Below are 26,264 nucleotides of genomic sequence, written 5' to 3' on the forward strand. Positions count from 1 at the left end.
GAGTAGAACATGGACCAAAGACCTCGCCCAGCATTCCCACGTTACTTTTTTCTAAATATAGAAATCCACATAAACGTTAAGGACTGCTTCAAGTCTTTAGGCAAAGAACCGACTGATTTTAAGTCAACGCCCTTTTTATAAACACCTTCATCCGCTACTAACTCCAATCCGAATTCACTTGCTAGCTGCTCGAACTCCCAGGGCATCATGGTATTACATATTACATCTTCCCCGTAAAGTCGCTGGTAACTATTTTGTCTCGGTTTAGCTGTTGGACCAAGGATTCCGACACAAAGGTAGCCACCACTATTCAGTTTACTTAAAATATGTGCTAATGCTTCTGAAGGGTTTTCTGTCCATTCTAAGGAATTAATTGCAAGTACCGCATCAAAACTTCCTTCCGCATAAGGTAGATCGAGCATGTCTGCCTGTTTAAAAGATAAATCGTTCATCTCCTCATTCACTTGTTTCTGTGCCGTTTCGATCATATGATCAGATAAATCTATTCCGACTACTTTATATCCCTTTTGCCATAGCCGGTAAGATCCATACCCGTCTCCACATCCAATATCCAACACTTTTGCATGAATAGGAATATGTTCAGAGAAGAAAGGAATTATCGATTTTCGACTTCCTTCCTCCCACATACCTTCACTTTTGGAATGCCAGAAAGCAGCTTTTTCATTCCACATCTGCTTTGCTTGTGTGTGCCATAAGTTATTCTCGCTCACAAAAGCTCCTCCCTTATTTTAAACCTTCGATCCTGCGCTTGATTTCATCTCTTACATCTCGAAACACTTGGTCAACCTCTTCTTCTGTTCCTTCTGCTTTAGCTGGATCAAATAGCCCCCAGTGATCTGTTTGCACTTTTGCTGGAATTACCGGGCAATTTTCTTTTGCATCCCCACATAGGGTAATTACTAAAGAAGCACTATTTAGAATCTCCATATCAATTATAGACGATTCTTGATCCGTAATATCGATCCCTACTTCGTTCATCATTTCTATCGCTTTCGGATTCACACCATGCGCTTCAATCCCAGCACTGTGTACTTCCCACGTATCACCTAAAATCTCTTTTCCTAATCCTTCAGCCATTTGACTTCGGCATGAGTTTCCTGTGCATAGAAAATATAAAACTGGTTTGTTTTCCATCTTCCCCACTCCTTATAATGTAATTAAAACTAATGAAATGTATAACCCTAATAAAGTAAAGAATAAAACCGGAATCGTTAAGATCAACCCAACTTTAAAATAATAGCCCCAAGAAATGTGAATGCCTTTTTTAGATAACACATGTAACCATAATAAAGTCGCTAAGGAACCAATCGGGGTAATTTTCGGACCTAAATCACTACCTATTACATTGGCGTAGATTAATGATTCACGTAATACCCCACTTGTATTCGTTTCTGCAATAGCAAGCGCGTCAATCATTACTGTAGGCATATTATTCATTACGGAAGATAAAATCGCCGCGATGAAGCCCATAGACATCGTCGCTACAAATAGCCCTTGATCTGCTGCACCATCTAACACATTTGCGAGTACATCTGTTAACCCAACATTTCTAAGACCATAAACAACCACGTACATTCCAATCGAGAAGAACACAATAGCCCAAGGTGCTCCCTTTACTACTTCCGTCGTCGGTACAGCAGGACTCCTTCTAGCCATCATTAGAAAGAAGATCGCAATAATACCAGCAACGAACGAAACAGGTACATGGATAAACTCACTTACAAAATACCCCACAAGTAAGACCGCTAATACCGCCCATGAAAGACGAAACATTCGGTGGTCTTTAATTGCCTCATGTGGTGCCTGTAAGATACTAGTGTCATAACTTTTCGGAATTGATTTCCTAAAAAATAAGTACAACACAGTAATACTTGCAATCGTTGAGAATACATTCGGTATAATCATACGTAACATGTATTCCGTAAAACCTAAACCAAAGAAATCAGCCGAAACGATATTCACCAAATTACTTATGATTAATGGTAAGGATGTCGTATCTGCAATAAATCCACTCGCCATTATGAAAGGTAAGATCATTGCCTCTTTAAAGTTCAAAGCACGAACCATAGACAATACAATCGGTGTTAAAATTAATGCAGCCCCGTCATTTGCGAATAAAGCTGCCACAGCCGCACCTAAAAGAGTTACTAATATAAACATTTTCACTCCATTACCATTTGCGAGCCGAGCCATATGTAGTGCAGCCCATTCAAAGAAACCAATTTCATCTAAGATAAGTGATATAATAATAATCGCTACAAACGCTAATGTGGCATTCCAAACCAATTCGGTTACATCCACTACATCTTGCACAGATACCACTCCAAAAATAAGTGCAATCACTGCACCTGCACAAGCAGACCAACCAATCCCTAACTTTTTAGGTTGCCATATAACAAAAGTTAACGTAATTAAAAAAATCGAAACTGCTATAAATACGTCCACTTCATGTCCTCCTTACTAGTCACAAATTATTCGTAAATTATTATTTGATAGTTCATCTAATTCTTTTTTTGAATCAGGGATTTGCTTTAAAATTTCGTGGACCACATAGTAGGCTTCGTGCCCTTTATTAATCTCATAAAAGATCCAATTACCTTTACGTTTCTCTTTAACCAATTTAGCATCTCTTAATTTACGTAAATGCTGACTAATGGCTGGTTGAGACATATTTAATAATTCCACAAATTCACATACACAACATTCATCTTCTTCCAAATAACTCATAACCGATAATCGTGTTTGATCTCCTAAAAGCTTTAACACATTCGCTAAGTCTGCTTTCTTCATGTATGTCTGTTCCATTAAAGTCCCCTCCTCTATATAAGTAATTGCTTATATAGTAATATACTTTTATAGATAAAGCAATGCAGTACATTGAAATATACCTTGTTATTTACTTCCAAATGACTAGTCAGCAGGCTATATTATTGATAGAATTAATGCTATACACTGTGTATTCGTCATTATGATGCATAAGGTTAGAGAACGATGAAGGAGATTCAAAACATGTCTTCCAGAGAAACATTTAAACAGGAATATTTAAAGTTTTTACTAAATGGAGATGCAGCAGATGCGATCGAATATGCACAGCAATCTTTACAAGAAATCAAACCAATAGAGTTATACTTAGCTATTTCAGATGCAATGCATGAAATTGGTCAGTTATGGCAGCGTAATGAAATCTCCGTGGCCCAAGAACATATGGCGACATCGATTTCACAAACGGTTGTAACTCAGATTGGCATATTGTCAAAGTCGCATACAAATCAAGATACAAATCAAAGTGTTTGTATGTTTTCAATTGAATCCAATGCTCACTATTTAGGAATTCAAATTATACGAAACGTCTTCCAAGAGCACGGTTATCAAACCTATTTCTTCGGAGCTGATATGCCGAACATTCATATAATAAAAGAATTAAAGAAAATCCAGCCAGATTTTGTAGCTTATTCGATTACACTATCTAATCACATGCTACCAGCACTCGAATTGAACGATTTAATTCGTAAGGAAGATAGTCTCCAGAATACACGGATTATTATTGGTGGATATGCTTTTCATAAAAATGATAGCTTAATTGAGAATATTGACTACGACGCGCACTTCTTACATGCAGAAGACTTGCATCAATGGTTGGTGAAAGAGAACGGGGGAATTTGATGTATATAGTAGATTCAACGGTCATTGTACCTGAAGGAAAAGAGCAAGAAGTGATTGATATTTATAGAAACCGTTCTAAATCTGTCGACACCCAAACAGGTTTTATCAAATTCCAATTACTTCAGAACGATAAAAAACCATACGAATTAACTGTGCATACGATATGGGAAACAAAAGAGGATTATTTAAACTGGGCTAGGAGTGATAACTTTAAAAAGATTCATGAGCTGGAGAAAAACTACCCAGACCAGGAACTTGCAAGCATTGTACCTAAAGTTAAAAAATATAAGGTGGTCGCTAATTAATGAATTTTACGAAAAACGTTAACTACGACCCAAAAATGGGACAAGTCGTTAAATTGGTAGTTGACGGGATCTATAAAGAAAATCCAAAACTCTATGAGCTATTCGGACATAGTGGATTAGAACGATGTACAGAAGACAATTTCTTTCACATGCGTTATTTACACACAAGTTATCAACTGAATAACCCAAGTGTGTTTGAAGATTACACCGAATGGCTCCACGATGTATTAACTAGTAGAAAGCTTCATACCGAACATATCATTCAAAACTTTGAATTAATGTATGAAACAATCGATAAGATGAATGATAAAGGAAATTGGGATTTTCATCTCGAGCGACTTGAAGATGCTATCGAAAGTTTACGCTTAAAATTATAAAACCGTTCCGGCAAATTTAGCCGAAACGGTTTTTTTATTAGTTCACTTCTTCCCACTGCATATTCATGGTACCACTAATATTTTTCCCGTGATAAATTAAGCGAAGTTCCCCGTCATGCTCTGATTCAAATAGATAGTGCCACTCATCATTTTCACCGATATATTCCACGGTTCCTAAGTTATTTGAAGTCGGATGTACTTTTAAACCATACGGATTCTCTTCTTCACCGATCTCCCAATTAACGAGGATTTCATAACTTTGACCCTCTTCTACAGGTATTTGCACAATTTCTTCTCCGTTAAACAAATCAAAACTAGCAGTATAGGATTCATTCTGATAATCCGATTCAAAAGCAAGCTTCACCGCAGGGTTCCAAATTAAGATAGTCAACACAATCAAAATAGCTGGAAAACCAACGATAAACGGACGCATTCTCGTTTTCTGTGCGTACATGGTTAAAAAATAAAATATAATAAACGCTACAACGCTAAAAATACTACTAAATAAAACAAGGTATATGTACCAAAAGAATGAATCAAAAGCAACGTTCAAATAACCAAACACCCACACCAAGAAACCAGCAGTCATGTACAACGAAACATACATTTTCTTGGATTCATCCTCTAGCTTAATGGCTGCCCATTCCACAACAAAAGATGCCAGAACTAAATAAACTATAAACACACCCCAGATCACCGGGTTTGCTAATAAATCATACGCATCTGACAAATGAAAGCCAGTATAGACCAAATAAACAAGATAAGCTATTAAAAAGGATGCAAATGCACAAGCAACTCTAACACTTATTTGATGAAACAAATTCATGGTTGTCCCTCCAATCTTCATTTATCATACACTATTTCGTTAATTTAGAAAATGTTCAAACATATCACTTACTTTCCACTCCAATTCATACTATAATTTTCATAGAATCCATTTTTAAAAGGAGAGCTTATGGACAAACGTCAAGAAAATTATGCCGTGGTTAGCTGGGTCATTGCTCTCGTTGCTACATTAGGTTCATTATATTTTTCTGAAATTAGAAATTTTGAACCTTGCCAATTATGTTGGTATCAACGAATTCTTATGTACCCATTAGTCATCATATATATCATTGGAATCGTTCTAAAAGATGGTAATGTGTTTAAGTATGGTGCCGTCCTGTCATTTATTGGATTAGGTACTGCTAGCTATCATTACGCCATTCAAAAATTACCGTTTTTACAAGATAGCGCGCCAACTTGTGGCCAAGTCGGCTGTACAAGTGCTTATATCAACTGGGGTGGATTTATAACCATTCCTTTCCTTGCTCTCGTTGCATTTCTTATTATTTTCGTTGTAAATGTCATTGCTTGGAAGAATACAAGGGAGGATTAACATGAAGAAACTACTTATTTTCGGATCCATTATCATCGTTTTATTTATAGCGATTGCACTACTTTCTAATATGGCACAAACTGATGAAGTCGACGGGGATAACCCATATAATAAAGATAGTCTTCATTCTGATACTGCTGACTTATTAGATGACCCTAATTACCAAAACAATATACTACCTGAAGAGTTAGAGTCAGAGATTGAAAACGAAGAAGAAGTTACTGTATATTTCTACAGCCCTTCTTGTGAACATTGTATAGAAGCAACACCACGCTTAATGCCAATTGCAGAAGACAATGATGTCGAGCTTCATCAATTCAATTTACTTGAATTTGAAGAAGGTTGGAGAAGCTACAATATTGAAGCGACACCTACCCTTGTTCATTATGAAAATGGAGAAGAAGTAGATCGCATTGTAGGTGCTGCACCGAACGAAGAATACGAAGCTTTCTTAGAAACGTATGCAGCTGAATAATAATACAAAAAAGGTTCCTTCACGTAATGTCGAAGGAACCTTTTTCTATTATTTCGAGTCTGAATCGTTAGGTATTTCTTTCGAATTTTCATCTTCGTGCTCTTCATCTTCCGTTTTATCTTGGTCTTCTTCTCCTGGAATTGGGTCTACCGTATGTTCATAGGCATAACCTTTTGAGATTGCGATCACAGATAAAATCAAGACAAAGATTATGATAGCAATAGATAACAGTAATATATAAAAAAACATGTACATACCCCTTGTTAAGCGTTTGATTATATTATAAATGATTCTGAAATTACTACCAAATCATTCCGCTTATTCAACTTTAAGAATTGTTTAAATCAGCTTTAGCGAAATTTTCGAGAACAACTTCTTCGATTGGAGGATTGTGTAATCCCGCGCGGACATCACGATAATATTTTTCGAATGGTAAATGGTTAGATAAACTTCTACCCCCTGCAATTTGCATGGCTAATTCGGCCACTTGTTGCGCATCTTTCGTGATAGAAATTTTCACTGTCTGCAAGGCTTCGTTGATAGGCCCTTCATTTTTCGTCGCGCGAAGTGCCACATCATAAAGTAGATGACGAGAGCGCATAATAAGGAATTTCATTTCTCCTAATTTTTCCTGAATATGACTTACTTCTGCTATTGGTTTATTTAAGCTTCCCGGCACAAACTCCTGAGCGAAGGTTAATGCATCTTGATAAGCAGCTTGCGCAATTCCTAAGTAACACGTAGGAATGTGCAGGAGCCAACTTTTAGGTACTGATTTTTTTACTCCTTGAAGTTCCACAAGATGATTAATTGGCACATGGACTTGATGAAAGATCACATCATCACTTCCTGTCCCTCTCATTCCTAGTGTATCCCACGTTTTCTCAACCGATACACCCTCTGACTGAAGATCAATTAACAACGTTCCTACTCTGTCTTCTTCCGTAAAATAGACAGAAACGATTCCATAATCTAAGTGAGCCGCTAATGTACTGAAGGTTTTTCGGCCGTCTACTACATAAATATCCCCCTGTTTTTCAGCAGTTGTCTCCGGAACAGCACCTCTTGACGGGCTACCTGAGTTGGGTTCTGTAGTCAGTCGATTCACAAGCTTATGTTTACTAACCTCATTAGACAAATAGTCGTAACGGTCTTTTTCCCACACTTGATGATCGCGCAATTCAAGCATCACACCTAAATGCCACCCAATGGATAATGCAGTAGAACCGTCAGCAATCGCTATTTGTTCTTGCATTAGTAACCATTCATAAAGGCTCGCACCTTCCCCTCCTAAATCTTCTTCTAATGTCAGGGTCGTATATTGATAATCCTTTAATATTTGAATAATTTCTTGCGGTAATTGCGCTTGTTTGTCACCGATTGCTGCATATGGTTGGATCGCTTGTGCAATCATCTTCGCACGATCAACCAATTTTCCCTCACGTTCATTTCTAATAAATAATGACGATGTCACTTTTTCTCTCCTCCTCTAACTATCTTTACAATATGAAATTTATTCGTATCATGTTTGTGTTCTTCTCCTTCTTGCTTGGGTAGAAAGGATAACTAACCCACTTACTATCAATAATAAGCCAGTAAACGAAACGACACTTAAACTTTCTCCTAATATGAACACTCCTAAAAGTACAGCTGTTAAAGGCTCAGCTAAAGCGAGTGTCACTGCATGGGAAGCGACTACACCTTTTAACCCTCGAGCGAATACAATATAAGCAATGGCAGTAGCTAGAATCCCTAAATGGAAAACGGACAGCGCACCATCCACTTCTAATACCCAGCTTAAATCCGATACAAACAAAATGGGTAGTAAGAAGATTGCGGCTGTTGAGAAAATCAATGCAACGACTACATCAGAAGGATACTGTTCCACAAGACTTTTACTAACCAATGTATAGGTGGCAAAGGACAACCCTGCTAAAAGGGCATATACCATGCCAGAAGGTTCAAAAACAATTTGTCCGCCACCTTGAAAAATAAGCGTACAGCCAGTAATCGCTAAGAGGGTGGAAAATATCCAAGTTCTATCGGGTAATTTTTTATAAAAAAATCCTTCTAAGATGCCAGCAAACATCGGCGCGCTGCAAATCGCAACGACCGTTCCTATGGCAACACCAGTCAAATCTACTCCAATAAAAAAGAACGGTTGATACAATGCCATCGCAAGCGCACTAATCAATAACGCTTTTTTCGGAATGGTTCCTAATTTTAATCTCCCCGTAAATGAAATAAATACAAATAAAGCACCACCACCAATTAATAAGCGAAGTGCGCCTATTACTAATGGTGATGCTGCTTCTGGAGCCAATGCTTGAGCTGTTCCAGTTGTTCCCCATAAAATTGCCCCAGCTAAAACGAGTAATACACTCTTATTCATTTATATCGCTACTCGCATCAACGACAGGTAAATGTCGTTCAAATCGCATATAAGAATAAATACGCATGAGTAAAACCAGGCTCAATACAACAATCAAAGGGATTTTAATATAAGGAATTTCTGCGAAAAAAACCATAAACAGCCCAATTACTGTTATACCTGCTAGAAAATTTGAATACTTCCCGTTTAAAGGAGTATTGCTTACAGCAAGTGAGGATACCGATTTGATTCGCTCCACATAACAAGTGCTACAATAGGCAGCAACCCAAAAGAAAATTTGCGTTGTAAACAATTGTTTTCTTGAAGTGATCTCTTTTTCGCATTTTTGACAATAAATTTTTCGCATCATCTTCACCTTTTTTATGTATTTTCTATTTTTATTGTAACACTTTCCATAAGAGCATGCTGTGGATACCTTACTAGTTATATAAGTGTAGTAGAGTCCTAATAATTAGAACAGGTTTGCCGGCATTAAGGTTTATATGCCGGCAAAAGGGATCTTACACCTGATTAAGCACCCCATCCGCCTGTAACTAAATTCTTACACCCGAAAAGCACTTCCTTCCGCCCGCAAAGCACATCTGTCCGCCCGATTCCGATGAACGAAAAAAAGAAGTACAAATCTCTATACGAATTGTACTTCTTTTAGTGAAATGAGCATTATGCGATTTCACCCTTTATAATTTACGGGTTTTAGTTTACTTTCAATTTCTTCTCGGCGACTTTCTAGAAATGGTGGAAGAGCTAAGGATTCCCCTAAATGAGCTTCCTCTTCATCGGTCGCAAAGCCTGGTCCATCTGTTGCAAGTTCAAACAAAATACCATTCGGCTCACGGAAGTATAGGGACTTGAAATAAAATCGGTCTACATATCCGGAATTTCCTAATCGCGCTTCATTTAAGCGATCTAACCACTTATAAAGCTCCTCTTGATCTTTCACACGAAAAGCCACGTGGTGGACTCCTCCACGACCTAGTCTTTCTGGAGGTAAATCTGTTCGTTCATGCACATGCAATTCCGCACCAGTTCCACCTTCACCCGTTTCATATACTACTACGTCACGTTCTGTTTGATAATGTTTATATTCACCAATTCGCTTAAAGCCCATTACTTCTAACAGCACTTGCTCAGTAGGCTCTATTTCTGGAACGGTTAAATGAATAGGACCTAAACCTATGATGCCATGTTTAGGATCAGCAGCACTCTTTTCCCAAGGTACCCCGCCAGCTACCCCGCTATCATTTTCATCGGATACCAACATTAAACGCTGATTCTCAAAATCTTTAAACGGAAGCACTTTTCTACCAAACTGCTCCACGATTCCGTCATGATTTACATCCGCTTCGGTTAAACGTGTTTCCCAATACTCAAGAGCTTGATCATTAGGGACACGTAAAGAAGTCGTCGAGATACTTTTGTTCCCATCATGGTTTTGACCAGCCATAGGAATTTCGAAAAAAGTTAATTCCGTTCCTGGATTACCAACTTCATCCCCATAAAATAAATGATACATAGATGGTTCATCCTGATTCACTGTCTTTTTCACCATTCGCATACCTAGTATTTCTGTATAAAAATCAACGTTACGCTGTGCCTTTGCTGTCATAGCAGATAAGTGATGTATTCCTAAAAGTTCCATATTCATCTTCCTTTCTTTTCTATATTTATAATATCAAATAATATCTTGAATTCAAAGTAATTTGTTTTGAAGGTGGTTGAAGATCCGAGCGTGAGTATTCGCATGCCTTGTTTGCCGGCATCCAGCACCTTATGCCGGCATAACGATAGGTTTACCCGATTCAACCTCTCCTTTGCCGGCATAGCGATAGGTTCACCTGAATCGACTGCTTTTTTGCCGGCATCGAGCTTCTCCCCGCCCGAACGCACCTCCACACAGCAGTCGTCAAAATTATTGTAAATAAAAAAACGTGCTATTATACACGTTTTTCGGTGGCTATACTTTTTCCCAATTCTCGATGTCCCCATCAATGACATGAAAAAGGGGGTGACATTGAACGGACTGTTGTTCTAATAGTTGAAGCTCTTCTAATCGAACGGGGTCACGTGTTGCTAATTTCATTAAAAGATGTTCCCATTCAAATTGCATTTGTCCCGTTGTAACTGGCACTACTTCCACAACTTTTGTAGAGACGATTTTAGATGCGTCGAACTTGTATCCTCTTGCATTTGCCTCTTCATAGACGGAAGTTAAGTATGCTCCAATCGAGGATAAGGGATCTTCTTGTTTTTTAAAACGTTCGAGTTGGGGGTGGTTCTTATAACCTTTTGTGTTCCCCTGCAACACTTTTTGCGCTAGCAATGTTTCTCTCCATAATGCAACGAGACCTTTTGCATCTAAGTAAGTTGGGTGAACAGACCATATACGCACACTTCATCCCCCTTAAAGTAGATCCTCGAGACGTTTAAATTCTACTTCATCAAATTTAGCTAAGACTTTATCACGATCTAGTTTGAATTCTGCATCTTCAAGGTCGCAGCTAACTCCTGTTTCACAATGTATTTCTGCAAGCTTGCGAGATAGCTGGACCATGTCGAGATCTGTCTCAAATTTGGTTCGTTGTGCTTTGGTGAGCTGGTCTAAATTTTCAAGAATAGTATCTAAAGAACCGTGTGTCATCAGAAGTTTAAGCGCGGTTTTCTCTCCTATCCCTCGAACACCAGGATAATTATCACTGCTATCGCCCATCATTGCTTTTAGATCAATCATTTGATGAGGCGTGATTCCCTTCTCTTCAACAAATTTCTCCGTATGATAGACATCGTAATTTCCAAAGCCTTTTTTAAGAAGAATAACACGTGTGCTTTCGTCTAATAATTGCAGAATATCTTGGTCACCAGTTAATATATCGACCTTCGCATCGTCTTTATATATTTTTGCCAGTGTTCCAATGCAATCATCTGCTTCATAACCTGGAATCCCTATATTCGGGATGTCCATCGCTTCTGTTACTTCTTTTACTAATTCAAATTGAGGAATCAACTCTTCTGGTGGATCACCTCTGTTTGCTTTATATAGATCGTATAAATCATTTCGGAATGTATGACTACCCATATCCCAACAACAAATGACGTGCGATGGTTGAAACGTATTCGTCGCCGTTAATAAGTGTTTCACGAATCCATGGACGGCATTGGTAGGGACACCTTTACTATTCACCATAAAATAATTACTCATCGCTGTTGCATAAAAAGCTCGGAATAATAATGCCATCCCGTCAACTAATAACACACTTTGCTTCATCTTCTTCTCCCCCTAAAAATTACTTCACTTCTACTTCTCTAAATGCTGCTATGAATGTATCCGGACGATCTTTAATTTGATACGTAAAAACGCCTTTTGTTGTATGCAAATATAAAAAGCCATACATACCAGATAACATTTTATAGGACATGTCAAAGACGGTTTCGATTGGGAATTCTTGCTCGTCGCTAACCACTTTATGCTTGTATAAATAAACATAAAAATCTTCTTCTATGTTACGTTGCACAAAATTGATATGATCAATTTCTCTTCTGAACTTCACATAAGGGTGTTTTTCAATAATAGTCGCCAGACTCCCTTCGAAAATATTTATCCATAGTATATCATGTTCTATCCAAAAAGAAGTCGACGACAATCGTCAACTTCTCACTTTTCCATATTCACATAAAAGCATTGCGAGTAAGGCACTTCTTCTTGGCATTTGTGAGATAATCACATGCTCATGATTCGCATGCGCCCCGTCACCCACTGCACCAAGCCCATCTAAAGTTGCAGCAATCGATGCGGTAAAGTTTGCATCGCTCCCACCACCTGTCGACTCCTCTTCCAAATCAAGATCTAAATAGGTTTTTGCTAAGTCACGTGCTTTTTCAAATAAAACTTCTATTTCATCTGTTCGCTCTAATGGGGGGCGGTAAATTTCGCCCTCAACCTGAATTTCAACTTCCTCATCGACTGGCTTTAATTCTTCAATTAAGGGCGCGATCCTGTCCATCTCCTCCTGGGTTTGAACACGAACATCTACTACTGCGTGGGCTTCTTCTGCAATGACATTTTTCGAGCTACCACCATCAATAATGCCTACGTTCACAGAAGTCCCTTTATCCAAATCCGTTAGATTAGATAAATAAGTGATTTTCTCTGCTAACTCTTCAATGGCACTGGCGCCTTTTTCTGGTTCAATTCCAGCATGCGAAGATATTCCTTTAATGGAGATATCATATGTCCCGACACCTTTTCTTGCTGTTTTCAATGCACCATTTTCCCCTTGGGAGGGTTCTAATACAAACACTGCTTCACTCTTTTTTGCTTCTTCTATAATGAAATCTTTTGACGTAGGACTACCTAGCTCCTCATCACTCGTGATTAAAAGTACAATCTTACAATCCAGTTCCACCCCGTTCGTTTCAAGAGCTTGAATAGCATAAATTGCTTGAACAATCCCAGCCTTCATATCAAAAGAACCAGGTCCGTAAGCCTTGCCATCCTTCACTTCAAACGGCATCGTTTCTAACGTGCCTTGTGGCCATACGGTATCTAAATGAGTAAGAATCAATAACTGGTTCTCGCCTTCTCCCCATTCTGCACGAATATGGTCTGTGTATTCCTCACTGTGAATGCGAGATGTTTTCCCGTTCGTCATTTTTTCAAAGCATATCGTTAAATAATCAGCTAACTGCGCTGTTAATTGTGGTTCCTGTGAAGGTGATTCCATCCTCACGATCTCTTCTAGAAATTGAAGCATGTCCTTTTCGCTGTGTTTCAAGTAATCTACTATGTCGATCATTGTAATCCTCCAATGTTGCATCTCTTTCTTCATTATACACGTTTTGACAAGTCACTGGGGATCAAATCATTGTAGAAATCTATTGATTTTGATCATCATATTATTTATTTTTCCAAAATGGGAACCAAGCATACTTCCCCAATAGCACGGTGACCGCAGAAATGAATAGCGGCAAGACAATCAAACCGTATAATAATAAACCGGTAATAACAATGGTTGCTATTTGCATAAGGCTTAAGACTCCTGATGGAATCATTGCTGCAAAGGTTCCAGCCAAAATAATTGCAGCTGTAATGATTACTGATCCCATTTTAGCCATTGCAATCGACATCGCTTCTTTGTAGCCTACACCTTTTTTCACTTCTTCTTGATATCTTGTTAATAAGAAGATCGAATAATCCACACCTAATGCAACGAGCATCACATAGCCAAAGAATGGTACTGCCCAGCTGATCCCGTCATAGCCAAGCATATTCACAAAGACTATCTCGGCAACACTGACGGATGCATAATACGTGAAAAGTAAAGAACCAATCATATACAGAGGCATAAGAAGTGAGCGCAATAGCACCACTAATATTACAAATAAAGCACTTAGCATAATGGTGGTTGTTTTTACATAATCATCAGATGAAATTTCGTCCAAATCACTGTTTATACTAGGAACCCCGCTGTAAGCTACGTCAATTCCTGTTAGCTTGCCTGTAAAGCCTGTTGATTCTACTGTCTCTTTCACTTCTTCTAGTATTTCCATCGCTTCAACCGAGTAAGGATCGACTGATAGAATCACTTCCATCGTCATGCCTTCTCCGTTTGCGAAAGTGAATTGATCGAGCACACTATTAAAATCTTCTTCTTCAAAAATCTCCTCTGGTAAATAAATATTTGTTTCCGCAGCTGTTTCACTATTTTGAATAGATTCTACTAGTTCGCCAGCTTCTGAAAATTCATCTACTATATCCTGAAGACCAGAAGCAGAATCTCCCACTCCCGTTTGGATTTCCTCTATCCCTTGGATTAAAGGGGCAACTGGATCTCCTAACGGTTGTAGTTCTTCATTTATTTCGACTAAGTCCTCCTCAACTGTTTCTAATTCTGAGACGAGGATTTCTAAATCATTTAACGCTTCAGGAACTTGTTCCGCTTCTTCCAATGAAGCACTAATAGCAGATAGTTCTTCTTCTATTTCAGCTATATTCCCGGCGGAAGTTTCAAGCTGTGAAGACACTTGCTCTGGAGCTTGTTGCTGTAAAGAAAGCGATCCTTCCTCTAGTTCCGCTATTCCTTGAGCTAATTGTTCTATCCCGTCATTTAACTCAGGAATATTCTCCTCGATTGTTTCATAATGCTCCTCCACCGTGATTCCCTCTAAAAGGTCACCACCCGGACGTGTAATTGTTCTTACACCATCTACACCTTCGACGCCTTCTATCTGGCTAGTTATATTTTCTAGGTGAGGAATCGCTTCGGCTGTCGCTATATCTTGATCTTGTTGCATCACCACTTGCACTGGTAATGCATCTCCTTCGCCGAATGCTTCTTCTATTCTTTCTAAACCTTCAACAGACTCATAGCCACTTCCTATTTCGTCCGTCATATTAAAGGAGAGGTCGTCTTCGTATAACAAAAGTAGCGGCACAATAATTACCGCAACCAGTAAAATAGAACGAACTGGACGTACAACGGATAAAAAGCTAAACCCTTTCCAAAGCTTACTCTCATTATGTGTCGCGGCTTTTTTGGATGGCCAAAACAATTTATCTTTCAACACAACCATGAAAAATGGTAGGACGGTAAATAAGATAAACAATAGTATAATGACCCCGATCGCTACACCTGCTGCAGATTTGTAGATTGGAAAGTCTGCAAAAATAATTACGAAAAAGGCAATAAACCCAGAAACAGCACTAGCGGCTAACGTTTTCCCTGCTGTTCTATACGTTTCTATAACCGCTTCCTCTACCCCTTTTCCGAGGGTTAACTCTTCTTTGTAACGGTTTAATAACAAGATACAGTAATCTGTCCCAATCCCAAACAGTACTGCTACTAAGAATATTTGTGTGTAATTTGATACTGGAAATCCAAACCATTCAATTAAAAATGCAACAATCGACTGACTTAATAGATACGTTAGTCCAACAGCCACAAGTGGTACCAGAGGTGTGACTACAGAACGAAAGACCGCTAATAATAACCCGAAAATAATAATGACTGTAATGATTTCAGTACGCTCTAATCCCTCTTGTGCACTAATATTTACATCATGATTAATCAGAGCCTCCCCTGTCATATACGTTTCCATTTCTTCCGGAAGGGTTTCTGACTTCACTGTATCTGCAAACGCATTGATTTCTTGTTCGGTTCCCTCCACAGTGACTGGCAATAAAACCGTTTGCTCATCTTCTGAGACAAACTGGTTTTCGGCTTGTTCATTTTCTAAAGGCTTCATCACTTCTACAACAGGAGCGCCATAATCTTGTAAATCATCTACAACGGTTTGAATGGTGTCCCGACTTTCGTCATTTAACGGATTTTCTAACGCAAAGACAACAGAAATTGTATCAGGAGAAGCATCTGCCTCTTCTAACATTTGAGCTGCTCTTTGTGAATCAGCATCATCAGCTAATTGAAAATTACCCGCTTCTTCCGCTTGCTCTGTTAGGTCAGGAGAAATGACAAACATCCCTACAGTAAGTACAATCACGCTGAATAAGACGAACCATCTATATTGAATTATTTTCCCCATGAGCTAACTCCCCAACTGCAAAAATTAAAATTAATTATTTTTTCCCAATATCTTCTGGTAATAAACAACATCTAACCATTCATCGAATTTATATCCCACTTGTTTAAAAGTTCCAACATGTTCAAACCCAAATAACTCATGCAGGCGAACACTTCCTTCGTTCCCATCTGTAATACTACTGATGATGGTGTGAAATCCTCTTTCTTCCGCAATATTAATCGTTTGTTCCATCATCTTTTTACCATAGCCTTGCTTGCGAAATGCAGAACTTAAGTAAATCGATAGCTCAGCAGTATACAAGTACCCATCTTCCTGGTGGTGTGGAGAAAGAGTCGTATAGCCGACAATTTCTTGTTGGTCATTTTCCGCCACTAAAACAACGAATTGTTCTTGGTGCGCATCTAACCATTTTCTACGGTCCTCAAGATCCTTTTCATGTTCATTAAACGACGCGGTCAACGTCCGAATTGTTTCATTATAAATTTCTAAAATCGCTGGTAGATCTCCTTGATGTGCTTCTCTCATTTTCATATTTATACGATCCTTTCCTATTTAAAACTTTCCGCTATAAAAATATTTCGATTCACGGTACAATAAGTTATAGTCATTCACCTGTAAGCTCTCACAACGTTTGAAGCTACAGTTAAGATTTATATTTCTATGATCTATTTTAAACTATATTGATAAAACATTGCACGTTGGGGGCCTTCCATTGAAATATATATTTTCAGACTTACTGCCATACCGAATACATATCATTATCGCATGGTCTCTAATGCTTGTGGAATTAGCAGTTGAGCTGATGCTTCCTTTCTTTCTCGGTAAAATGATTGACGAAGGAATTATGAATCAAGAAATGTCTAACATTATCTTTTGGGGCTCGATCATGCTAGGTCTCGCGATGCTTTCATTTGCAGCAGGGATTACCAATTCATTTTTTGCGGCACATACCACCTTCCAGTTTGGCTACGATGTCCGCCAACGTCTGTTTAATAAAGTTCAAGCTTTTTCGTTTAAAAATCTAAACGAATACCCTACTTCTGCTTTAATAACTAGGTTCACCAATGATGTAAGGCAAGTTCAAAACGGGATCTTTATGGCACTTCGAATCATGTTACGAGCACCTCTCATGGTTCTTGGTGGTGTCATCATGGCCTTTGTCGTCAATTGGAGAATTGCTTTGATTTTCCTTGTAACTGTACCTACCTTGCTATTCTTCTTATTTTGGGTGCTTCGAAAAGGAAGCAAATTATTTGAGCAGGTGCAAGCTCGCTTAGATAATGTCAATCGTGTCATGCAGGAAAATTTATCAGGGATTCGTTTAATTAAAGCTTTTTTAAGAAAGAACCACGAAGAAGAAAGATTTGTCGATGCAAATACTGGTTTGATGCGCGATACGAAAAGTTCTTTGCGTTTAATTGAAACGTCTATGCCTGTCTTATTACTCGTAATGAATTTAAGCTTGTTATTTATTCTTTGGTTTGGAAATATCGAAGTACAAAATGACAACGCTGCAGTTGGGGACATAGTAGCGATTGTAAACTATGCTCTACGTGTTTCCATGGCGATTTCTATGTTTGGATTTTTAACAATGGCCTTTGCTCGAGCGAAAGCATCAGCCGAACGATTAGAGAATGTCATGAAGGCTGATATTGATTTATTAGAAGCAGATGATGCAAGTGATCAAAAACGCATTCAATTAGGAAAAGTTGAATTTTCCAACGTGTCCTTTCGTTATCCTGGATTAAAAGTAGATGTCCTTGAAGAAATTAGCTTTACTGCGAAACCGAAAGAAAAAATCGCGATTATTGGTGCAACAGGTTCAGGTAAATCTTCTTTATTTCAGTTAATCCCGCGACTTTACGATGTTCATAAAGGAACAATTTTCCTAGACGGACATGATGTGAAGTCAATGAAATTAGATCATTTAAGAAGAGCGATCGGCTTTGTCCCGCAGGCCCCTCTCTTATTCACAGGTTCAATCCACAACAACATTGCTTGGGGCAAGAATGACGCTACCAGAGAAGAAGTCATTCAGGCTGCAAAAGATGCACAGATCCATGAAACAGTCATGAACTTACCAAATGGATATGAAACGAAAATTGGACAAAAAGGGGTAAACCTCTCTGGTGGACAAAAGCAACGTGTATCCATTGCGCGGGCACTCATTAGAAATCCTAAAATACTCATGCTCGATGACAGCACAAGCGCGCTCGACCTCCAAACGGAACAAAAACTTTTGGATGCGATTGAGAACTATCAATGCACAACAATGATCGTCACACAAAAAATCACCACAGCTAAAAATGCCGATCGTATTTTACTACTAGATGACGGAAGATTAATTGCAGAAGGCACTCATAAAGAACTCATGCAACACTCGGAAATGTACCAAAAGATCGTCACGTCTCAATTCGGAAAGGAAGAAGCCTATGAGCATTAAACAAGCGATCAAAGAACCCTTCCAATACGAAAAGATTGATCTAGATGAGGCGAGTAAGGTCAAAGATGAGAAGGCTAAACCAAAAGTACGTGACTGGAAAGGAACCATCACTAGAATATGGCGCTATTTACTGAAAGAAAATTACATGTTGTTATTTGTAATTTTCATGGTCATGATAAGTTCTGCCCTATCTCTATTAGGACCTTACATGATTGGTACGGGAGTAGATGAACACATTGTTGCTGGAAATCCGAGCGGACTTGGGACATTACTTTTATGGTTATTAGTCATTTATGTTGGATACTCTTTAGCTATTTTCCTACAAAACTTCTTTATGATTGGGATCGCCCAACATACGGTTTATGACTTACGAAAAGAATTATTTCATAAATTACATGAACTTCCGATTTCCTTTTTTGATAAACGACAATTTGGGGAAATCATGAGCCGTGTGACAAATGACGTCGACAATGTAAGTAATACGTTAAATCAATCAGTTATTCAAATATTCCAGAGTATCCTGACTTTAGTCGGAACCGTTGCTGTCATGCTTTATTTAAGTCCTATCTTAACTCTTGTTACCATGACCATTATTCCGATGATGGTATTCGGAATGAAGTGGATCACCAAACGGACCGGTCCATTATTCAAAATCCAACAGCGTAGGCTCGGAGAAATGAATGGTTATGTAGAAGAAACGATATCTGGCCAGCGAATTGTTAAAACGTTCTCTCAAGAAGACCGAGTCAAACAAGAATTTGATGAACGAAACAACCAAGTGATGTTCTCTAGTTATTGGGCTGCTGTGTTCTCAGGTTTTATTCCTAAACTAATGAATATGCTAAATTCCTTTAGTTTTGCGATCATAGCATTTGTCGGTGGATTACTTGCCATACAAGGAGAAAGCCTAGTCACAGTTGGTACGATTGTCATCTTCACAGAGCTTGCTAGACAATTTACTCGTCCTTTGAATGAGCTATCGAATCAATTTAACCAGTTGCTTGCAGCGGTAGCCGGTGCAGAACGGGTCTTCGATATTATTGATGAAGATAGTGAAGAATTAGATGAATCAGAAGCATTAGAAATAGAAGATCCTCAGGGGAATGTCGTTTTTGATGATGTGGTCTTTTCCTATGATGAAGATGAAGTTGTATTAAACGAAGTGTCATTTGAAGCGGAAGCTGGTTCCACCGTCGCCTTTGTAGGTCATACTGGTGCTGGTAAGACGACGATCATTAATCTATTATCCCGATTTTATAATTATGATTCCGGTAACATTCGATTAGACGGGTATGAATTGAATCAAATGAAGCGCTCCAGCTTACGAAAACATATGGGCTTTGTGCTTCAAGATGCCTTTTTATTCGAAGGCACGATTAGAGAAAATATTCGATACGGAAAATTGGATGCAAGCGATGAAGCAGTTGTTGCAGCAGCTAAAGAAGCCAATGCACACTCCTTCATTATGAAACTTCCTGAACAGTATGATACCCTGTTAGACCCAGATGGAAGCGGAATTAGCCAAGGACAAAAACAATTACTGACGATTGCTCGAGTTATTTTATCTAACCCGAAAATACTCGTCCTAGACGAAGCAACAAGCAGTATCGACACCGTAACCGAGATTAAAATCCAAGAAGCGTTGCAACATTTAATGCAAGGCAAAACAAGCTTTGTAATCGCACACCGCTTAAATACTATTCAACGCGCCGATCAAATTATCATGATGGAACACGGTAAAATTATTGAAAGCGGATCCCATCAACAACTCATACAGCAAAACGGAAAATATAAAGAACTCTTTCAAACACAATTAAAAGAACAAGCATAGACGTGCAGAAACCCGTATTAGCTTTTGTAATACGGGTTTCTGTTTTTACATGATATTTTCTCTTGATCGTTGATATATTTCTGCGAGTGCTGATATATTCCCGTAATCGCTGATATCCTTCTGCGACGGCTGATATATTCTCTTAACCGCTGATATCCTTCTGCGACGGCTGATATATTTTCGTAAACGCTGATATCCTTCTGCGACGGCTGATATATTCCCGTAATCGCTGATACCCTTCTGCGACGGCTGATATATTCCCGTAATCGCTGATATATCACTCAACAAAACTACAAATAATAATCCGAACTAGAATTCTGCTCTAGATTTAGCCGTTCCAACCACTCTGGATGGAACAATTCTTCCGCATCTTTAATTGGAATCCCAATCTCAGGCATACCTGCCACTCCTGCGACTACTTCATATTTATTAAATTTAAATACGACTTCTCCATCACGAATAAACATTTGATGAAAGTCAGGTGTCGTCTGATTCTTCCACGCTGAAAGTTCTTCATCTAAAATATAATCCTTATAGTACTCTGATTTCTCTAAACGTTCCGCCACCATCTCTGACAACTCTTTCCAAGCCGCTTCTGGATCGTTAAACAGTTGATCGCGATCGATTAATTCTCCTGTGTTTAAATCGACCATTTCGACTTTCGTTCGTTGATTCACATTTGCCCCACCTGTATAGGCTTCTTCTGCAAAAACAAGGGAATATATTTGTTCACCAGCAGGGTAAATTTCCAAACCTACAATAAGATCACCAGGTCGGTGCGAATCGACACTATCAAGCTCCTCTAATTCCTGCAAAAACTGTTGTTTCACTTGCTCAGCATATTGGGCAAAATATATATTCAATTGCTCATATTGAAAAATCGGAATTTCTATTTGTGTTTTATAATCTTCTTCCCTATCAATGATTGTTCGTATATAAATATTTTCGTAAGCAGACTCTTCTTCAACCTCCTCAGAGGCGATCCCTTCCTCTAAAGGTGAAAATAAAATAAGCCCAACTAGCATACTAAGAAACAAGGCCACTAAAAAATAACGAAGCATCTGGATACCCATAAACACATAACCTACCTCACATCTTTTTCTTAGTCATGTGTCTATATGGCGATTATTATGCCTAAAAATAAAAATCGTGGCCCCATAATTAGGACCACAATTTTATTTATTTCTTATCTTGATCATCCTCACTGGAATGATCATCTGTATCTTGTGCTTCTTGTTCTTCTTCATATCCCTCAGGTGGAATATCAGATTTTTCACTTTCCATCGCTACTCGTTTAAAGTGTTTCAATTCTCGTTTCGAAATCGGCACAGGCTCTTTTCGAATCAACTTAAAGATTGCCATAATCATGATTAACATAATCACCGTAAATGGCAATGCCGACACCAGAGACGCCGTTTGTAGTGCATCTAATCCACCAGCTAGTAATAGCACACCAGCAATTGCGGAAATTAATACACCCCATACAAGCTTCAATACTAATGGTGGTGTCAGGCTACCCTTCGATGTCATCGAACCTAGGATAAATGAAGCTGAGTCCGCTGATGTTACTAAGAACGTAAAGATTAACAGTAAAGATAGTACAGATAAAATAGTCGTCATCGGTAAATGTTCATATGTCTGGAATAAGGCAACCGTTATATCTTCATTAACTGCCGTTGCAATATCCGTACCTTGATTTAAATCCATAAATACTGCTGTACCACCAAATGCTGCAATCCACATACACGCGATTACAGGAGGTACTACCATTACACCAAATACATATTCACGAATGGTACGACCACGCGATACTCTTGCCACGAAGGCACCAACAAACGGTGACCATGCAATTGCCCAAGACCAGTAGAAAACCGTCCAGTCACGAACCCAGACACTTCCTTCATATGGTGTTAATCGGAAACTATAAGCAACGAAATGTCTTAAGTAATCTCCTATCCCTGCAGTAAACGCGTTAAGTATAAATACCGTAGGGCCTGCAATTAATACAAAAACAAATAATAATAAACAAAGTGATAAGTTCACATTACTTAAATATTTAATTCCTTTATCTAGTCCTGTTGTAGAAGAAATCATATAAGCGATAAACATCACGATAATAATCGCAATTTGCATCCATGTAGCATTCGGCAGATCAGTCACAGATGATATTCCACCATTCATCTGCAAAACACCGAGACCTAATGAAGTTGCAACCCCCATAACAGTAGCGATAACTGCAAAAGAATCAATCGTATTCGTTACAATTGGTTTTCTCCCAGTTACAGGCTCCATTGCTTTAGATATTAAACCAGCATCATTCCTTCTAAACTGCATGAAACCAACAACTAAACCAACAATCGCAAAAACCGACCACTGACTTATTCCCCAGTGGAAGAAAGAATAACCCATCGCGATCCGAGCTGCTTCTTCCGATTGACCTTCCACATCCGGGAAAGGCGTTTCGAAAAAGTGAGTCATTGGTTCTGCAACACCCCAGAATACTAGTCCCACGCCGAACCCAGCTGAGAAAAGCATCCCAATCCATGTAAAAAACGGGTATTCTGGTCGTTCCTCTTCCCCTCCAAGACGAATTTTCCCAAAACGGCTTATAGCTAAGTAAATTAAAAACAAAATAATAACAAATACGGAAATTAAGTAAAACCACCCGAAGTTATCTGTAGTGAATAAAAATAATTGTTCAGCTACAGAACCGAAAGCAGCCGGCATAAATGCACCAATTAATACTAAAATAGAGACAATTGAAGCAGATACATAAAATACCGGATTTTTAAAATGTGGTGTTTTCATGTGTGCTTGCCCCCAATAGTAGTTAGAATATTAAGTACAGGAATGTAATTAATATACCCTAGCAAGCAAATCGAAAACATGTAAACATAATTATTACTTACAAATTACAACACTTTATCCAAAAATGATTGGGCTCTCACGGTCTCAGGCTTTTCAAAAAACTTTTTCGGATTACTTTCTTCTACAATCATTCCTTGATCCATAAAAATCACACGGTCAGCCACTTCTTTGGCAAACCCCATCTCATGGGTTACTACTGCTAATGTCATTCCACCATGGGCAAGGTCTTTAATTACATCCAACACTTCTTTAACCATTTCAGGGTCTAATGCAGACGTCGGCTCATCAAATAACATCAACTCTGGCTCCATTGCTAGCGCCCTCGCAATAGCCACACGTTGCTTTTGGCCACCTGATAAACTGCTTGGGTACGCATCTTCTTTTTCAGATAACCCTACTTTGAACAACAAGTCACGAGCTAAAGATTGCGCTTCTTTTTTAGCAGTCCCTTTTACCGTCATTGGTGCATACGTCAAATTATCCAAAACATTCATATGGGGAAATAAGTGAAAATGCTGAAATACCATCCCCACCTGTTTACGAAGTTTTAATGTATCCGCATTAGGTTTAGTAATATCCTCCCCGTTCAAATAAATATGTCCAGACGTTGGTTGTTCCAGTAAATTGATACATCTTAAAAAGGTAGATTTACCCGACCCAGATGGACCAATGATCGTCAATACTTCCCCTTTTTCAATAGATGTATTTAGATCCGTTAACACTTCCGTTTTGCCGAAGCTTTTATGCAAATGCTCTACTTTAATCACTAGTTCTCAACCTCTTTTCCACATACTTTCCTATTAAAGTTAAGATCATCACGAGACAATAATAAATCAAGCCAACAAACATTAACGGTTCAAAATTTCTATAAATATCAGAACCTACGACTTGGGCACGACGCATTAAGTCCAGATAACTGATCACAGAAACCAAAGCGGATTCTTTCGTTAATGTAATAAATTCATTCATCAGTGCGGGTAAAATATTTTTCATCGCCTGCGGTAAAATGATCTTAAACATCATTGGACGGTAAGGAATTCCCAGTGCTTCTGCTGCCTCTTTTTGACCCTTATCTACAGCCTGAATTCCAGCACGAATAATCTCAGAAACATATGCAGAAGAGTTCAACCCAAATGTAAGAATGGCTGATAAAAACGGGGAAATATCATACCCAGTTAATTGTGGCACTGCATAATAAATAAGCATTAATTGAAGAATCAATGGGGTTCCACGAAAAATAGAGGTATATGCATCCGCTAAAAAACGCAAAATAGGAAATTTGCCTATCTTTACTAATGCGATGATCGACCCTAATATAAAACCAAATATAATTGCTATAATCACAAACTGTAACGTTACCCATATTCCTTCAAGCATAAAAGGAATATAAGGCACGATTTGGGTAAAATCCAAATTCATGCCTTAGTCACCTCTATTCTCTTAGTCTATCAATCTATTCTTCGTCTAATTCCCATTTCTCTTCTAATTCTGCAATTGTTCCATCATCTAAGAATTGCTCAATAATTTCACTTACTTCTTCATGAATTTCACTATCTTTTGGAAAAGCTACAGCCATTCCAGGAGCAGCAGAAGATGTATCATCAAATCCGGTTAAATCTTGTTCTTCGATATAACCTTCCGCAACCGTCTTGTCCATATAGGCTACATCAATACGATTTGTCATTATTTCTTGAATTAAATTAGTCGCTTCATCCACTTGCTTTAACTCAAAATCATATTCCTCTTGCAGTTGGCGAGCTCCTTCTTCCTGAATCGTCCCTAACTGTACACCGACTGTTTGACCTTCTAAATCTTCCATTTCCTGAACGTCTGAATCAGGCTGTGTAACAAACATTTCCCCTGAATGATGATAAGGCGTAGAGAAGTTTACGTTCTCTTGACGTTCTTCTGTAGCAGACATTCCAGCAAGCACCATATCTACACGTCCTGATTGTAACGCCCCAATTAGTCCATCAAAATTCATATCCTGTATTTCAAGTTCATAACCTAATTCCTCTGCAATCATATTCGCAAGGTCAATATCGAACCCTACAAATTCTCCCGATTCGTCAAAAGATTCAAATGGTGGAAAATCTGCTGACGTTCCCATACTGATCACTTGGCCATCATTTGAAGCTTCTTCTTCCTGACTTTCTGCTTCTGTATCTTCGGTTTGTTCCGTTTCTTCCGTATCATCTTCATTTTCTGCAGAAGTTTCATCCTCCTCATCCCCTGCTCCACATGCTGCTAATACGAAAATAAGTAATCCTGCTAGTAAAAATAAAAGCCATTTCTGTTTATTCATTTCTATGCACTCCTTTTGTATATTTATACGATTAAACGAATAATAACACAGTAACATATAGATTGAAAGGCAATTTCATGCATAAAAATAAAGTAAAATAATTCAGATAATTGAAAGGGCTTTCATTAGTGGAGGGTAACTATCAGGAAAATGAACAGAAGAAAAATAGAAATTAATCCAGAAATGTCGCCTTATATCCAGAATGCTTCTCGTTTATCCACGAGAATTTTTTTATATCCAGAATTGTGACGTGAATATCAATATAAAATGAACTTTATCCATAAAAGTCACTCTATATCCACAAATCTTCTATTAGAATTGTCAAGTCCATAATTATGTGTAAAAGTGCTACTTCATTTTCACCTGTGGGTAGAGCGGGTCATCTAGGGGACGACTTCGTCTAGATAACGCTGCGCATTTGACGCCGAGGAGGGACCATGCGAGCCTTTTAGGCAGAGAGGCAGAATTTTTGAAAAGCTGCCTGTTGACCTCGAGATGCATGGTCCCTAAGGGCGGTGTCAAATGACTACGTGTTCGCTCGATAGATATACTTGCGGTTGCCTCGATCTAGGTTATCGTTGTAATCCATTAACACGGCTCCAATTAGACGAAACGCGGCCTTTTCATTGGGGAAAATGCGCGCGACCTGTTCCCGCCGCCTTACTTCCTG

Annotated in this window: 29 protein-coding genes; 7 read left to right on the forward strand and 22 right to left on the reverse strand. The window is 38.6% G+C overall.

Annotated elements, in window-relative coordinates; genetic code table 11:
- Window positions 1-41 precede the first annotated feature (41 nt).
- From G532_RS0110850 to G532_RS0110865, 4 genes are read right to left on the reverse strand one after another with little or no spacing between them, the layout of a single operon-like run.
- Window positions 42-692: a class I SAM-dependent methyltransferase gene (locus G532_RS0110850; protein ID WP_425402132.1), complete on the reverse strand. Its 651-nt coding sequence runs from the start codon at window positions 690-692 to the stop codon at window positions 42-44.
- Between the two features lie 52 nt (window positions 693-744).
- Window positions 745-1,155: an arsenate reductase (thioredoxin) gene (gene arsC / locus G532_RS0110855; protein WP_027964845.1), complete on the reverse strand. Its 411-nt coding sequence runs from the start codon at window positions 1,153-1,155 to the stop codon at window positions 745-747.
- 12 nt (window positions 1,156-1,167) lie between these two features.
- Window positions 1,168-2,466 (reverse strand): arsenic transporter, encoded by a 1,299-nt coding sequence (locus G532_RS0110860; RefSeq protein ID WP_027964846.1) that lies wholly within the window; start codon window positions 2,464-2,466, stop codon window positions 1,168-1,170.
- A 15-nt stretch (window positions 2,467-2,481) separates the two neighbouring features.
- Window positions 2,482-2,826: an ArsR/SmtB family transcription factor gene (locus G532_RS0110865; protein WP_027964847.1), complete on the reverse strand. Its 345-nt coding sequence runs from the start codon at window positions 2,824-2,826 to the stop codon at window positions 2,482-2,484.
- A 204-nt stretch (window positions 2,827-3,030) separates the two neighbouring features.
- Between G532_RS0110865 and G532_RS0110870 the strand changes: the two genes are divergently transcribed.
- Genes G532_RS0110870 through G532_RS15180 form a run of 3 tightly spaced genes read left to right on the forward strand, consistent with a single transcriptional unit; the run spans window position 3,031 to window position 4,366 of the window.
- Window positions 3,031-3,684 (forward strand): cobalamin B12-binding domain-containing protein, encoded by a 654-nt coding sequence (locus G532_RS0110870; protein ID WP_027964848.1) that lies wholly within the window; start codon window positions 3,031-3,033, stop codon window positions 3,682-3,684.
- Window positions 3,684-3,989, forward strand: a complete 306-nt coding sequence (locus G532_RS0110875; RefSeq protein WP_027964849.1) for an antibiotic biosynthesis monooxygenase family protein — start codon at window positions 3,684-3,686, stop codon at window positions 3,987-3,989. Before G532_RS0110870 ends, G532_RS0110875 begins: the two co-directional genes overlap by 1 nt.
- The gene (locus G532_RS15180; protein WP_051189149.1) at window positions 3,989-4,366 is read left to right on the forward strand and encodes a hypothetical protein; all 378 of its coding nucleotides are present in this window, start codon (window positions 3,989-3,991) and stop codon (window positions 4,364-4,366) included. Before G532_RS0110875 ends, G532_RS15180 begins: the two co-directional genes overlap by 1 nt.
- Before the next feature lie 37 nt (window positions 4,367-4,403).
- On the opposite strand, the gene G532_RS0110885 is transcribed toward G532_RS15180, so the two are convergent.
- Window positions 4,404-5,192, reverse strand: coding sequence for a hypothetical protein (locus G532_RS0110885; RefSeq protein WP_027964850.1), 789 nt, complete (start codon window positions 5,190-5,192; stop codon window positions 4,404-4,406).
- 129 nt (window positions 5,193-5,321) lie between these two features.
- Here G532_RS0110885 and G532_RS0110890 point away from each other — a divergent pair, with 129 nt between their 5' ends.
- The gene (locus G532_RS0110890; protein WP_027964851.1) at window positions 5,322-5,744 is read left to right on the forward strand and encodes a disulfide oxidoreductase; all 423 of its coding nucleotides are present in this window, start codon (window positions 5,322-5,324) and stop codon (window positions 5,742-5,744) included.
- A 1-nt stretch (window position 5,745) separates the two neighbouring features.
- The gene (locus tag G532_RS0110895; RefSeq protein WP_027964852.1) at window positions 5,746-6,219 is read left to right on the forward strand and encodes a thioredoxin family protein; all 474 of its coding nucleotides are present in this window, start codon (window positions 5,746-5,748) and stop codon (window positions 6,217-6,219) included.
- A 48-nt stretch (window positions 6,220-6,267) separates the two neighbouring features.
- On the opposite strand, the gene ytzI is transcribed toward G532_RS0110895, so the two are convergent.
- From ytzI to G532_RS0110955, 11 genes are all read right to left on the reverse strand, one after another.
- A complete protein-coding gene (gene ytzI / locus G532_RS15185) occupies window positions 6,268-6,468 on the reverse strand; it encodes a YtzI protein (protein ID WP_035512938.1) in 201 nt (66 codons plus the stop codon).
- A 79-nt stretch (window positions 6,469-6,547) separates the two neighbouring features.
- Window positions 6,548-7,693: an acyl-CoA dehydrogenase family protein gene (locus G532_RS15190; protein WP_035512939.1), complete on the reverse strand. Its 1,146-nt coding sequence runs from the start codon at window positions 7,691-7,693 to the stop codon at window positions 6,548-6,550.
- Between the two features lie 48 nt (window positions 7,694-7,741).
- The gene (locus G532_RS0110910; protein WP_027964853.1) at window positions 7,742-8,611 is read right to left on the reverse strand and encodes a DMT family transporter; all 870 of its coding nucleotides are present in this window, start codon (window positions 8,609-8,611) and stop codon (window positions 7,742-7,744) included.
- Window positions 8,604-8,957 (reverse strand): hypothetical protein, encoded by a 354-nt coding sequence (locus G532_RS0110915; RefSeq protein ID WP_027964854.1) that lies wholly within the window; start codon window positions 8,955-8,957, stop codon window positions 8,604-8,606. The genes G532_RS0110910 and G532_RS0110915 overlap by 8 nt, the downstream gene beginning before the upstream one ends.
- A gap of 324 nt (window positions 8,958-9,281) precedes the next feature.
- Window positions 9,282-10,250 carry a ring-cleaving dioxygenase gene (locus G532_RS0110920; RefSeq protein WP_027964855.1) on the reverse strand — a complete coding sequence of 323 codons (969 nt, stop codon included), beginning with the start codon at window positions 10,248-10,250 and terminating at the stop codon, window positions 9,282-9,284.
- A 315-nt stretch (window positions 10,251-10,565) separates the two neighbouring features.
- Window positions 10,566-11,000 carry a pyrimidine dimer DNA glycosylase/endonuclease V gene (locus G532_RS0110930; protein ID WP_027964857.1) on the reverse strand — a complete coding sequence of 145 codons (435 nt, stop codon included), beginning with the start codon at window positions 10,998-11,000 and terminating at the stop codon, window positions 10,566-10,568.
- 12 nt (window positions 11,001-11,012) lie between these two features.
- Window positions 11,013-11,873, reverse strand: coding sequence for a 5'-3' exonuclease (locus G532_RS0110935; protein WP_027964858.1), 861 nt, complete (start codon window positions 11,871-11,873; stop codon window positions 11,013-11,015).
- A gap of 19 nt (window positions 11,874-11,892) precedes the next feature.
- Window positions 11,893-12,249, reverse strand: a complete 357-nt coding sequence (locus G532_RS0110940) for a hypothetical protein (protein WP_051189150.1) — start codon at window positions 12,247-12,249, stop codon at window positions 11,893-11,895.
- Between the two features lie 3 nt (window positions 12,250-12,252).
- Window positions 12,253-13,401 carry a M20 family metallopeptidase gene (locus G532_RS0110945; RefSeq protein WP_051189151.1) on the reverse strand — a complete coding sequence of 383 codons (1,149 nt, stop codon included), beginning with the start codon at window positions 13,399-13,401 and terminating at the stop codon, window positions 12,253-12,255.
- 100 nt (window positions 13,402-13,501) lie between these two features.
- Window positions 13,502-16,147, reverse strand: a complete 2,646-nt coding sequence (locus tag G532_RS0110950) for an MMPL family transporter (RefSeq protein WP_027964861.1) — start codon at window positions 16,145-16,147, stop codon at window positions 13,502-13,504.
- Between the two features lie 30 nt (window positions 16,148-16,177).
- The gene (locus tag G532_RS0110955) at window positions 16,178-16,678 is read right to left on the reverse strand and encodes a GNAT family N-acetyltransferase (RefSeq protein WP_027964862.1); all 501 of its coding nucleotides are present in this window, start codon (window positions 16,676-16,678) and stop codon (window positions 16,178-16,180) included.
- 181 nt (window positions 16,679-16,859) lie between these two features.
- On the opposite strand from G532_RS0110955, the gene G532_RS0110960 reads away from it, so the two are divergent.
- Both G532_RS0110960 and G532_RS0110965 read left to right on the forward strand, forming a co-directional pair.
- Window positions 16,860-18,590: an ABC transporter ATP-binding protein gene (locus G532_RS0110960; RefSeq protein ID WP_027964863.1), complete on the forward strand. Its 1,731-nt coding sequence runs from the start codon at window positions 16,860-16,862 to the stop codon at window positions 18,588-18,590.
- Complete coding sequence (locus tag G532_RS0110965; protein WP_027964864.1) at window positions 18,580-20,421, forward strand: ABC transporter ATP-binding protein; 1,842 nt, start codon at window positions 18,580-18,582, stop codon at window positions 20,419-20,421. Before G532_RS0110960 ends, G532_RS0110965 begins: the two co-directional genes overlap by 11 nt.
- Before the next feature lie 290 nt (window positions 20,422-20,711).
- Here G532_RS0110965 and G532_RS0110970 read toward each other — a convergent pair whose 3' ends face one another.
- The 6 genes from G532_RS0110970 to G532_RS16090 form a co-directional block, all read right to left on the reverse strand.
- Window positions 20,712-21,494, reverse strand: a complete 783-nt coding sequence (locus G532_RS0110970) for a DUF3298 and DUF4163 domain-containing protein (protein ID WP_027964865.1) — start codon at window positions 21,492-21,494, stop codon at window positions 20,712-20,714.
- Between the two features lie 106 nt (window positions 21,495-21,600).
- Window positions 21,601-23,229, reverse strand: coding sequence for a BCCT family transporter (locus G532_RS15195; protein WP_084500716.1), 1,629 nt, complete (start codon window positions 23,227-23,229; stop codon window positions 21,601-21,603).
- Between the two features lie 104 nt (window positions 23,230-23,333).
- Window positions 23,334-24,056: an amino acid ABC transporter ATP-binding protein gene (locus G532_RS0110980; RefSeq protein ID WP_027964866.1), complete on the reverse strand. Its 723-nt coding sequence runs from the start codon at window positions 24,054-24,056 to the stop codon at window positions 23,334-23,336.
- The gene (locus G532_RS0110985) at window positions 24,049-24,708 is read right to left on the reverse strand and encodes an amino acid ABC transporter permease (protein WP_027964867.1); all 660 of its coding nucleotides are present in this window, start codon (window positions 24,706-24,708) and stop codon (window positions 24,049-24,051) included. The genes G532_RS0110980 and G532_RS0110985 overlap by 8 nt, the downstream gene beginning before the upstream one ends.
- A gap of 34 nt (window positions 24,709-24,742) precedes the next feature.
- The gene (locus G532_RS0110990; protein ID WP_027964868.1) at window positions 24,743-25,594 is read right to left on the reverse strand and encodes an ABC transporter substrate-binding protein; all 852 of its coding nucleotides are present in this window, start codon (window positions 25,592-25,594) and stop codon (window positions 24,743-24,745) included.
- 526 nt (window positions 25,595-26,120) lie between these two features.
- A partial coding sequence (locus G532_RS16090; RefSeq protein WP_211220363.1) for a transposase occupies window positions 26,121-26,264 on the reverse strand: 144 nt, incomplete at its 5' end.

The organism is Halalkalibacillus halophilus DSM 18494, from assembly GCF_000423105.1.
GTDB lineage: Bacteria > Bacillota > Bacilli > Bacillales > Alkalibacillaceae > Halalkalibacillus > Halalkalibacillus halophilus.